Here is a 12,548-nt window from a genome sequence, read left to right as displayed (position 1 = left end):
TTGTTTGAATGTGAGTTTAAACTATTGACGATTTAACCGTTTGCATATATTCTTAAATTAAGTAATATTCAAATAATTCAAAAGAAATGAGAGAGTCACATGCTTCTTCAAGGAACACATCGAATTGGTCGTATGGCCATGCTGTTGGCACTTGCGGATGAAAATGAAAGTCCTGTATTATCCATTCCAAAAGGTTGGAAGTATTGTACGGGGAAAGTGGGTTCGATGAATTCGCAAAAGGTTGTCGCAGCAATGGAAACAGCGGCTAAGAGCAACCAAGTTATTGAAACAGACGTTTACAGAGAAACACATGCACTTTATCATGCAATTATGGAAGCTTTGTACGGAGTGACGAGAGGTCAAATTCAGTTAGCAGACGTTCTTCGTACAGTAGGACTTCGGTTTGCGATTGTGCGCGGTACACCATACGACGGAAAAAAAGAAGGCGAATGGGTTGCTGTTGCGCTTTATGGAACGATTGGTGCACCTGTAAAAGGATCTGAGCATGAGGCGATTGGTTTAGGAATTAATCACATATGATTTGCCCATAGTCTATTAGTTAGAAGGGGGCCTTACTTTTTTAGGACAGAAGTCTGTCTTAAAAAGATAAGGTCCCCTTTTGCCTTTTTAAGGAGGAAAAATGATGATTACGTTAACAGGACATACATTGACAGTTGAAGAAATGAAGAGGTTATTACTTGAAGGAGAAGGTGTAACAGCTTGTCCAACTAGTATGCAAAAGGTAGCAGAATGCCGCGAAGTAGTTGAGAAAATCGTAGAAGACGGAAAAGTCGTTTACGGTATTACAACTGGATTTGGAAAATTTAGTGATGTGCTTATCCAAAAAGATGATGTGAAGGCACTTCAGCATAATTTAATTCAGTCACATGCATGTGGGATAGGCGATCCATTCCCAGAAGAAGTATCACGCGGTATGTTAATTTTACGAGCGAACACGATGCTTAAAGGAGTATCTGGTGTTAGACCGCTCGTTGTAAATATGCTTCTTGAGTTTGTAAACCGTAAGATTCACCCAGTCGTTCCGCAACAAGGTTCACTTGGTGCGAGTGGAGATTTGGCACCTTTATCTCATCTTGCACTCGTATTATTAGGCGAAGGTGAAGTGTTCTATAAGGGGAAACGCGTTCATGCAATGGTTGCTCTTACAGAAGAAGGGCTTGAGCCAATTGAACTTGAAGCGAAAGAAGGTCTTGCATTAATTAATGGTACGCAGGCGATGACAGCGCAAGGAGTTCTTTCTTATATAGAAGCAGAAGCAACGGCGTATCAAGCTGAACTAATTGCTTCGATGACAATTGAAGGGTTACAAGGCATTATTGATGCATTTGATGAAAATGTTCATAAAGCACGTGGTTATAAAGAGCAAGTGGATGTAGCAAGCAGAATTCGTGACATTCTTCATGATAGTAAGTTAACAACAAAACAAGGAGAACTACGTGTACAGGATGCCTATTCACTTCGTTGTATCCCGCAAGTACACGGTGCTTCTTGGCAAGTTTTGAATTATGTGAAAGAAAAATTAGAAATTGAAATGAATGCCGCAACAGATAATCCGCTAATTTTTGATGGCGGGGAAAAAGTAATTTCAGGTGGTAACTTCCACGGTCAACCGATTGCGTTTGCGATGGACTTCTTAAAAGTAGGAATGGCGGAACTTGCAAATATTTCGGAGCGCCGTATTGAGCGCTTAGTAAACCCGCAATTAAATGATTTACCACCATTTTTAAGTCCAGAACCAGGACTACAGTCTGGTGCGATGATTATGCAGTATGCAGCAGCATCACTTGTTTCTGAAAATAAAACATTAGCACATCCAGCGAGTGTAGATTCAATCCCGTCGTCAGCTAACCAAGAAGATCACGTAAGTATGGGAACAATTGCTTCACGCCATGCACATCAAATTATTCAAAATGCAAGACGTGTTCTTTCAATTGAGATGATTTGTGCGATGCAAGCGGCAGAATATCGCGGGATTGAAAACATGAGTACAGTGACGAAGAGCTTCTACCATCAAGGGCGTCAGCAAGTACCATCTATTACAAATGATCGCATCTTCTCAACGGATATTGAAAATATTGCACATTGGTTAAAAACGAATTATTCGATAAAAGAAAGATTGGATGTAAACGCAGCACTATAAAACGAGAAAAGGGAGAGATTGAAATGGAAAAAGTAAAACAAACAATTCGTGCGCCAAGAGGTACTGAGTTACAAACGAAAGGGTGGGTTCAAGAGGCTGCACTTCGAATGTTAATGAACAATTTAGATCCTGAAGTTGCTGAAAAACCAGAAGAATTAGTTGTATATGGTGGAATTGGCCGTGCAGCTCGTAACTGGGAAAGCTATCAGGCGATTGTAGATTCATTAAAAACGTTGGAAAGTGATGAAACGTTACTTGTTCAATCAGGAAAACCAGTTGCAATTTTCAAATCACATGAAGATGCGCCTCGCGTACTGTTAGCGAACTCAAACTTAGTACCAAAATGGGCGAACTGGGATCACTTCCGTGAACTAGAGAAAAAAGGTCTTATGATGTACGGACAAATGACAGCAGGTAGCTGGATTTACATTGGAACACAAGGGATTTTACAAGGAACATATGAAACATTTGGCGAAGCAGCTCGTCAACATTTCGATGGTTCATTAAAAGGTACATTAACACTTACTGCTGGTTTAGGTGGTATGGGTGGTGCACAACCTCTTGCTGTAACGATGAATGGCGGTGTTGTAATTGCGATTGATGTAGATAAGCGTAGTATCGATCGTCGTATTGAAAAGAGATATTGTGATAAGTATACAGAATCATTAGAAGAAGCATTGGCTATTGCAAACGAGTATAAAGAGAAGAAAGAGCCTATTTCAATTGGATTATTAGGTAATGCAGCAGAAATTTTACCTGAGTTAGTAAATCGTAATATTATCCCTGACTTAGTTACGGATCAAACTTCAGCTCATGATCCATTAAACGGTTATATTCCAGTAGGTTATACGTTAGAAGAAGCAGCGAAACTTCGTGAAGAAGATCCAGAACGTTACGTACAATTATCAAAAGAAAGTATGACAAAACATGTAGAAGCAATGCTTGCAATGCAAGAAAAAGGCGCAATTACATTTGATTATGGAAATAACATTCGCCAAGTTGCTTTCGATGAAGGTTTGAAAAATGCTTTCGATTTCCCAGGATTCGTTCCAGCATTTATCCGTCCATTATTCTGTGAAGGAAAAGGACCGTTCCGCTGGGTAGCACTTTCTGGTGATCCAGAAGATATTTATAAAACAGACGAAGTAATTTTACGCGAGTTCGCTGATAATGAGCATTTATGTAACTGGATTCGTATGGCTCGTCAGCAAGTTGAATTTCAAGGTCTTCCATCACGTATTTGTTGGTTAGGTTACGGTGAGCGCGCGAAATTTGGTCGCATTATTAATGAAATGGTGGCAAATGGTGAATTATCAGCACCAATCGTAATCGGTCGTGACCATTTAGATTGCGGATCAGTAGCATCTCCAAACCGTGAAACAGAAGCGATGAAAGATGGTAGTGATGCAGTAGCGGACTGGCCAATTTTAAATGCATTAATTAACAGTGTAAACGGTGCAAGCTGGGTATCTGTTCACCACGGTGGCGGCGTTGGTATGGGTTATTCACTTCACGCTGGAATGGTTATCGTTGCAGATGGAACAGAAGCAGCAGCAAAACGTATTGAGCGCGTATTAACTTCTGACCCTGGTATGGGTGTTGTTCGTCACGTGGATGCTGGATATGACTTAGCTGTGGAAACTGCGAAAGAAAAAGGCGTTAACATTCCAATGATGAAATAAGGAGGAGAAAACATGCTGGACACTTTACTAATAAATATTGGTCAATTACTAACAATGGATCAAGAAGATGGCTTGTTAAGACGGGAAGCGATGAACACGCTTCCTGTTATCGAAAACGGTGCGGTTGGAATTGAAAACGATGTAATTACTTTCGTTGGAACAGCGGAAGAAGCGAAAGGATTACAAGCGAAAGAAGTTATTGATTGCGGCGGGAAAATGGTTTCTCCTGGTCTTGTTGACCCGCATACTCATCTTGTATTTGGTGGATCTCGTGAAAATGAAATCGCACTAAAATTACAAGGAGTTCCGTACTTAGAAATTTTAGAACAAGGCGGAGGCATTCTTTCGACTGTAAATGCAACGAAACAAGCATCGAAAGAAGAACTTGTTCAAAAAGCGAAATTCCATTTAGACCGTATGTTATCTTTCGGAGTTACAACTGTAGAAGCGAAGAGTGGTTACGGATTAGATGATGAGACGGAATGGAAACAATTAGAGGCAACTGCACAATTACAAAAAGAGCATCCGATCGATTTAGTTTCCACATTTTTAGGTGCTCATGCAGTTCCGAAAGAATATAAAGGTAGATCGAAAGAATTTTTACAATGGATGTTAGAACTACTACCAGAAATGAAAGAGAAGCAATTAGCGGAATTCGTTGATATTTTCTGTGAAACAGGTGTGTTCTCTGTCGAAGAGTCAAAAGAGTTTTTATTAAAAGCGAAAGAGCTTGGCTTTGATGTGAAAATTCATGCAGATGAAATCGACCCTCTTGGTGGTGCGGAAGCAGCGGCAGAAATCGATGCAGCATCAGCAGACCATTTAGTTGGCGCTTCTGATAAAGGAATTGAAATGCTTGCAAACTCTAATACAGTAGCCACTTTATTACCAGGAACAACTTTCTATTTAAATAAAGAAAGTTTTGCTCGCGGTCGTAAAATGATTGATGAAGGTGTTGCAGTTGCGTTAGCTACAGACTTTAACCCAGGTAGCTGTCCAACTGAAAATATTCAGCTTATTATGAGCATTGCGATGCTAAAACTGAAAATGACACCAGAAGAAGTTTGGAATGCTGTAACGGTTAACTCATCATATGCCATTAACCGTGGTGATGTAGCTGGGAAAATTAGAGTTGGTCGTAAGGCAGATTTAGTTTTATGGGATGCTTACAATTATGCTTACGTACCGTATCATTACGGCGTAAGTCATGTGAATACAGTATGGAAGAATGGTAATATTGCATATACAAGAGGTGAACAATCGTGGAGCACGGCCACTATTTAAAGAAAAATGCAAAGTTTATTGATCGTGAAGTGACAAAATGGAGTGAGATGATTAAAGATTGGGAGGAAGGCGTAGAAATATTCGGTGCTGCTTTAATTGGAGCACCCCTTTCTAAACCATCTATTAGTCATTCAGGAGCAAGTTTTGCTCCAAAAACAATTCGTGCGATGTTAGATGCATACAGCACATATGCAATTACAGAAGAACACGATATGAAAGAAAGTGTCTTATATGATTGCGGCGATATTACGATGCATGTGACGGATATAAAAGAAAGTCATAACCGAATTGCGAAAACAGTTGGTCATGTAACGAAAGTAAATCCGAACATGATACCAATCGTTCTTGGTGGTGACCACTCGATTAGTTTTCCGAGTATAACAGGCTTTGCAAACAGTAAAGGAAAGGTCGGGATTATTCAATTTGATGCTCATCATGATTTACGTAATTTAGATGATGGAGGCCCGTCAAATGGTACACCATTCCGTAGTTTACTAGAAAATGATGTCATTACAGGGAAACAACTTGTTCAAATTGGAATTCGTAATTTTTCTAACGCACGTACGTACCATGAATATGCAATAGAGCATGGCGTAACAGTGTATACAATGAAAGACGTACGAGAGCGAGAAATAAAAGATATTATCACGGAAAGTATTGAAGTGTTAAGAAAACAAGGTGTGACTTCTATTTATATTTCTCTTGATATGGATGTACTAGACCAAGCGTTTGCACCAGGTTGTCCAGCAATTGGGCCAGGTGGAATGGATAGTACGACTTTACTAGATGCGATTGAATTCCTTGGTAAAGAACCGCTCGTTCAAGGGATGGATATAGTAGAGATTGATCCAACTCTTGATTTCAGGGATATGACGAGTAGAGTAGCAGCGCAAGTGATTATGAGTTTTCTTTTAGCGAGGGAAATAGTTAGTAAGCAGGTTAGTATATAGACGGAAAAGTAGATCTTTATCTATGCCTTATCAAAAACACATTACTACTCAAATGTAGTAATGTGTTTTTATGTTAAAAGAGAATGAATGTGGGTGCAACCGTTAATAAAATTGCGGGTTTTTATAGTGTGTTATGTAAATTTAATTTCTTGCTTTTGAAGTATTGACGTGTAAAATAATTTTATGATAAAATAAAAATTTTGCTAAAAAACTAAAAGTGTGTTAAGCTTGAGAAGGTTACCATATATGGAGGTGGATTATTTGTTTCAAATTGGCGATAACATTGTTTATCCAATGCAGGGAGCAGGTATAATTAAAGCCATAGAAGAGAAGGAAGTCTCAGGAGAAAAACAACAGTATTATGTTATAAAAATGTCGGCTAGTAATATGGAACTAATGATTCCAGCAGGGAGAATATTGAATTCGAATATACGACCAGTGACGGATATAACCGCATTAGCACACATAATGGATATTTTTCAACATGGGGAATCAGATAGATTACTTACGTGGAAACAAAGGTATAAATTGAACACTGATAAAATAAAGACGGGTAAAATGCAAGAAGGTGCTGAAGTCGTGCGCGATTTAATGCGTATACAGAAAGAAAAAGCACTTAATGCAAGCGAAAAGAAGATGTTAGATAACGCATATGAATTTTTGATTAGTGAACTGGGATTAATTGAAGGTATCACAGAAAATCAGATAAAAAGCTTTTGTTAAGGTTCATTACAAATAATGTATTATATCCCAAAAAAGATCTTGAATTTTTTGGGAACATAATTATAGAAAATTTATCATTTCAAAGACATTCAACTCTTTCAAACCACTTTTAGAGCATTACCTCTATTGTTATTACTACAATCAAATCCATTTTTATTTTTTAATTTCATTTATGAATGTTCGAAGTTTAATTGAATACTTCGATAAAATAGTTACTTGATTTTTGCAATCCTGATTCACACTGGCACGGACGAGGAGCCGTAAGGATGAAAGAGAGGTAGGGCTTTCATTGTTTTAGGTATATAAGTTATTATTTTTAGAAGAATACTGAACCATATTCACTTCTATTGATAAGGTATTTTTTATATTAAAGAGATAAACGAATTGACAGCCATATATGGTCAACAAAAAAGGTTTCCTTCTAAGGAAACCTTTTTAATATTATTTATAGTATTTTATTTTTTTGATATTCGAATTTTTTATTGTAAAGTCGTAAAAATTGACGTTACTATCTAAAAGTAAGTATGATGCGATTATAGTAAGATTTTTTAGGGGGAAGAAAAATGACAAGTTCAAGTAATAAAGCAGCGAATATTTATGAAGGAACAAATGTAAACGCTGGTGGATCTTTTGAAAACGTTGAAGAAACAAAGTTGTTTGATCCAATTCAAATTGGAGCTTGGTCTCTTCGTAATCGTATAGCGATGGCACCGATGACAAGATGCTTTGCAGATAATGAAACTGGAGTAGTTGGTGCTGATGTAGTGGAGTACTACAGAAAACGTGCTGCGGATGGAATTGGACTAATTATTACAGAAGGAATTGTCATTAGTCCGAGAGCAAAAGGAAACCCAGGAGTACCAGGTATTTATACACAAGAACAAATCGATTCTTGGAAACCTGTTACAGAGGCAGTACATAAAGAAGGCGGGACGATTATTGCTCAAATATGGCATGTTGGGCGTATGAGTCATCATGAAATAATTGGTGGTCAAATGCCACAAGCACCGTCGGCTATCGCTGCAGAGGGAAATGTTCCACGCTTTCGTAAACCGTTTGATACGCCAGAAGCAATGACGTTAGAAGAAATACAAGAAGTGATCGGTCAATACGCACAAGCTGCGAAAAATGCGATCGAAGCTGGATTTGATGGAGTAGAAATTCACGGTGCACACGGATATTTAATCGATCAATTTACGTATGAGTTTGCGAATAAGCGAACAGATAAATATGGCGGTAATTTAAAACAAAGGTTAACGTTTATGAAAGAAGTAACGGCGGCTGTAATAGAAGCTGTTGGAGCTAATAAAACACTTCTTCGCTTCTCTGCTTTCAAAGGCGATAATCCTACTTATATGTGGGAAAACCCTGAGCTTGCAATTGAAACGTTCGTAAATATGTTCAAAGAAGTTGGATTAACGATGATCCATCCTTCAACGATGAATTATACGCAAGAGATTGCTGACGGAAAGAATTTTCATCAACTAGTAAGAAAATATTGGGATGGTACGATTGTTGGGGTTGGTAATTTAAATCCGAAAGAGGCCGAAGAAGCGTTGCAAGAAGGAACAATTGATGTAGTGGCATTCGGCAGACCGTTAATTGCTAATCCAGACTTTGTTCATCGAATTAAACATGCTGAAAGTTTAGTTGAATATGACGCGAAAGAGCATCTTGCTACGTTAGTATGAATAAAGATAAAAGGAGAGCACACCGAGTGTTCTCCTTTTATTATGGGATTTCATAGGGGGAAGCGGGATGAGTGAAACGCTACTCGTTATTATTAGTATATTACTATTTTTAATGTTGCTTTTAATCATCTTTTTTATCATTACATTTTTTATAAAAAAACGAACACATCATTCTATTTTAAAGTTACATCCGTACTTAGGAAGAATGCGCTACTTACTGGAAAAGATAGGGCCTGAATTTCGACAATATTGGTTTGATCATGATACGGATGGAAAGCCTTTCTCACGTTATGATTTTCAAAGTGTTATGTTTTTAGCGAAATATCGCTCTGAAATACTTGGTTTTGGATCAAAACGAGATTTTGAAGCTTCTGGCTATTATATTGCTAATACATTATTTCCGATATTAACTGAGGAATTAAGTGTGAATCTTTCGCAAGAGCGGGAAGGTAAAAAGTACATGATTCATAAAGAAGGATTATTTTCAAGAAGAGAAAAATTGACAGCGGATACAACGAATCTTTGGCTGTACGAAGAAGATGATGCAATTATAGTCGGTGAAAACCGTAAATATCCGTGGAAACTACATGGCATGTTTGGAGCATCTGCGACTTCTTACGGCGCGATTGGAGAAAATTATATTTTAGCGAGTGGTTTTGGAGCGAAAATGGCAGGCGGATCGTGGATTAATACTGGTGAAGGTGGCGTTATTCCAGAACATTTACATACAGGAGCGAATATCGTTGCGCAAATTGGTCCAGGGTTATTTGGGTACCGTGATGAGGACGGTAATTTTTCAATGGGAAAATTCATGGAGAAAGCGAAAGAAAGTAATATTAGAGCATTCGAATTGAAATTTGGGCAAGGTGCTAAAATACGTGGTGGTCATCTAGAGGGACAAAAAGTAAATGAGAAAATTGCTTTTGTTCGCAACGTCCGAAAGGGAGAGACGATTAATTCACCGAATCGATTTTCATTTTTAAAGAATGCAGTGGATACACTTTGTTTTATTCAACAGTTGCAAGAAAGCGGCGGTAAACCAGTTGGAATGAAAATTGTAATTGGTCAGCAGGAGCCTTTGGAAGATTTAATAAAAACAATGAAAGAACTAAATATTTACCCAGATTTTATTACAATAGACGGTTCAGAAGGCGGATCAGGGGCAACGTATAAATCGATGGCAGATTGTACGGGACTGCCGCTTATTCCAGCATTACTTACATTTATCGATACAGCAAATTATTATGGTGTCCGTAACAAGTTTAAAGTATTTGCATCGGGTAAATTAATCACACCAGATAAAGTGGCGATTGCTTTAGCGATTGGAGCGGATGCTGTAAGTTCAGCCCGCGGATTTATGATGGCAAGCGGTTGTATTATGGCCCTTCAATGTAATTCTGGCCAATGTCCATCTGGTGTAGCCACGACGAATCCGCATTATCAAAAAGCGTTAGATCCGTATGAGAAGAAGTGGCGAGTCATGAATTATATTATTAGTATGAGATATAGTTTGTTTTCATTAGCAGCGGCAGCGGGAGTGAAGAGCCCGCGCCATTTAACTAGAGAGCATATTGTGTTTAAAGACGAGGTGGGGAGAGTAGTTCCTCTTTCGGAATTGTTTCCTATAGTAAATCAAACCTAAAAGTATATTTGATATGTAAGATTTTTTAAAGGAATAATCATATTTTTGGAAAAATTAGGAGTATAATAGGGAAGTATTTTTAAAAATGACTATTTTTAGGGAGAGATTCACTTGCAGCAAGGTTCTTACAGTATTACAATTTTTTTACTCGTCATAGGGCTCGTTATATTTAGACGCATGCGCTCTATGAATCGACCAATTAATAATAAAGGAAGACGACTACTATTGCCATTATTTTTCTTATTACCAGGTTTTTCTTTATATGCTGCACCGATACAACTTGCTGATTGGCAAATTGGTATAGCTGCTGGGATCGGACTGTTATTGTCAATTCCACTTATTATTTTAAGTGGGTATGAAGTCAGAGAAGATGGTCAAATTTATGCAAAAAAAAGTATCGCTTTTATTGCTACATTTTTAGTTATCGTTCTTTTACGTGCTTATTTTAGAAGACATTTACAAGGTTTAGATCCAAAGTCAATCGGCATTCTTTTCTATACTCTTGCGGTTTGTTATATAGTACCTTGGCGTATTGGATGCTATATGAAATTTCGTAAAGTATATGTAGAGAAAGCGAAAATTGAGACGTCAATAAGCTAAAAGTCATACATTTGTATGGCTTTTTCTTTTAAAATTTATCGGGTAAACGAATAAAAATAAGGTGTGAAAAAACACTGTTTAATTTTCTGAATATTATTACTTTAATTTCTTAAAAAATCATTGTAATCCACTGGGATAAAGGCGTTTATAAAGGTTTTCAAATGTAATGAAAAGTGCTCGTTCACTTGAAAGAACAAAAAATGTTTGTTAAGGTAGGAAACCATAAGCGAAAACAAGAAAATAGAAAAAGTCATTTTTCGAAATTTTGAATGGCTTATGGAATAAGGGAGAGATTTGGTGAAGATTGAAATTATGGTTTCGCTTGCTATTTATATGGCAGGTATGTTGTATATCGGATATTGGTCTTATAAGAAGACATCCGATTTATCAGATTATATGTTAGGTGGAAGGGGACTCGGTCCAGCAGTTACAGCTTTATCAGCTGGTGCTTCTGACATGAGTGGTTGGATGCTAATGGGATTACCTGGTGCGATGTATGCAACAGGATTATCAAGTGTATGGATTGCGATAGGTTTATTAATAGGTGCTTATGTAAACTATTTAATCATTGCCCCACGTTTACGAACGTATACAGAAGTGGCAAATGATTCAATTACGATTCCAGACTTTTTAGAGAATCGGTTTAAAGATCGTACGAAAATACTTCGTTTTGTCTCCGCTATCGTCATTTTAGTATTTTTCACATTCTATGCGTCGGCTGGTTTAGTTTCAGGTGGACGTTTGTTTGAAAATTCTTTCAACCTAGATTATAAAATTGGTTTATTTGTAACAGTGGGTGTCGTTGTTGCGTATACACTATTCGGTGGCTTTCTAGCCGTAAGCTGGACGGACTTTGTACAAGGTTGTATTATGTTTATTGCGCTTGTACTAGTGCCAATTGTTGCTTTTACGGATGTCGGTGGTGTAACAGAAACATTTAATACGATTAAACAAGTCGATGCATCGCATTTAGATATGTTTAAAGGGACCACAATACTTGGCATTATTTCATTTTTAGCATGGGGACTTGGGTATTTTGGTCAACCGCATATTATTGTCCGTTTTATGGCAATCACCTCTATTAAAGATTTAAAGACTTCTCGTAGAATCGGTGTCGGTTGGATGACAATTTCAATTATAGGTGCAATGCTTACTGGTCTAATTGGTATCGCTTATTATGCTAAAAATAATGCGACATTGCAAGACCCAGAAATGGTCTTTGTAACATTCTCCAATATTTTATTCCATCCGTACATTACAGGATTTTTATTATCAGCTATTTTGGCTTCGATTATGAGTAGTATTTCCTCACAATTACTTGTTATTTCAAGTGCAGTAACGGAAGACTTCTATAAAACATTTTTCCGTCGTAATGCAAGTGACAAAGAACTTGTATTTATCGGTAGATTGTCAGTATTAGTAGTAGCTATGATCGCAGTTGTTTTAGCGTATCATCCAAGTGATACAATTTTAACACTTGTAGGTTATGCCTGGGCTGGATTTGGTTCAGCGTTCGGACCAGCCATTTTATTAAGTTTATATTGGAAAAGGACGAATAAATGGGGCGTTCTTGCAGGTATGATTGTTGGTGCAGTAGTTGTTATAGCATGGGTACAAATTCCAAGTTTAAAAGCAATTATGTATGAAATGGTACCTGGATTCTTCTGTAGTTTATTAACTGTTATCGTTGTAAGTTTATTAACGAAAGAACCCGTTAAGGCAGTTCATCGTGAATTTAATGAGATGGAAGCAATATTGGAAGAAGAAACGAAATGATTAGCGAAGAGAGTAAATGAAACTGGAGTTTACTCTCTT

Annotated in this window: 10 protein-coding genes; all 10 read left to right on the top strand. The window is 37.6% G+C overall.

The features are described 5' to 3' along the window. Positions 1 to 99 precede the first annotated feature (99 nt). Entirely contained in the window at positions 100 to 540 is a 441-nt protein-coding gene (gene hutP, locus QCI81_RS05250) for a histidine utilization transcription antiterminator HutP (protein WP_000926516.1), read from the top strand. Positions 541 to 643: 103 nt separating this feature from the next. After that, positions 644 to 2,161 (top strand): histidine ammonia-lyase, encoded by a 1,518-nt coding sequence (gene hutH / locus QCI81_RS05245; protein ID WP_000631871.1) that lies wholly within the window; start codon positions 644 to 646, stop codon positions 2,159 to 2,161. Positions 2,162 to 2,184: 23 nt separating this feature from the next. Next, positions 2,185 to 3,843 carry a urocanate hydratase gene (gene hutU, locus QCI81_RS05240; RefSeq protein WP_071731651.1) on the top strand — a complete coding sequence of 553 codons (1,659 nt, stop codon included), beginning with the start codon at positions 2,185 to 2,187 and terminating at the stop codon, positions 3,841 to 3,843. Between the two features lie 12 nt (positions 3,844 to 3,855). Beyond that, positions 3,856 to 5,127: an imidazolonepropionase gene (gene hutI / locus QCI81_RS05235; RefSeq protein WP_071731650.1), complete on the top strand. Its 1,272-nt coding sequence runs from the start codon at positions 3,856 to 3,858 to the stop codon at positions 5,125 to 5,127. Continuing rightward, entirely contained in the window at positions 5,106 to 6,077 is a 972-nt protein-coding gene (gene hutG, locus QCI81_RS05230; protein WP_016512447.1) for a formimidoylglutamase, read from the top strand. The genes hutI and hutG overlap by 22 nt, the downstream gene beginning before the upstream one ends. 261 nt (positions 6,078 to 6,338) lie before the next feature. After that, positions 6,339 to 6,800 carry a CarD family transcriptional regulator gene (locus tag QCI81_RS05225; RefSeq protein ID WP_014482101.1) on the top strand — a complete coding sequence of 154 codons (462 nt, stop codon included), beginning with the start codon at positions 6,339 to 6,341 and terminating at the stop codon, positions 6,798 to 6,800. Positions 6,801 to 7,363: 563 nt separating this feature from the next. Next, the gene (locus QCI81_RS05220) at positions 7,364 to 8,491 is read left to right on the top strand and encodes an alkene reductase (protein WP_071731649.1); all 1,128 of its coding nucleotides are present in this window, start codon (positions 7,364 to 7,366) and stop codon (positions 8,489 to 8,491) included. A 67-nt stretch (positions 8,492 to 8,558) separates the two neighbouring features. Next, entirely contained in the window at positions 8,559 to 10,133 is a 1,575-nt protein-coding gene (locus tag QCI81_RS05215) for an FMN-binding glutamate synthase family protein (protein ID WP_071731648.1), read from the top strand. A gap of 111 nt (positions 10,134 to 10,244) precedes the next feature. After that, on the top strand, positions 10,245 to 10,733 hold the full coding sequence (locus QCI81_RS05210) for a cytochrome c biogenesis protein CcdC (protein ID WP_043936438.1): 489 nt from the start codon (positions 10,245 to 10,247) through the stop codon (positions 10,731 to 10,733). A 297-nt stretch (positions 10,734 to 11,030) separates the two neighbouring features. Beyond that, positions 11,031 to 12,509, top strand: a complete 1,479-nt coding sequence (putP, locus tag QCI81_RS05205; protein ID WP_071731647.1) for a sodium/proline symporter PutP — start codon at positions 11,031 to 11,033, stop codon at positions 12,507 to 12,509. Positions 12,510 to 12,548: the final 39 nt, after the last annotated feature.

The sequence above is a fragment of the Bacillus cereus group sp. MG20 genome (assembly GCF_040459885.1).
Lineage (GTDB): Bacteria > Bacillota > Bacilli > Bacillales > Bacillaceae_G > Bacillus_A > Bacillus_A cereus.
The sequence above is the reverse complement of the archived record's forward strand: the minus strand, read 5'-3'. Positions and strand labels throughout refer to the sequence as shown.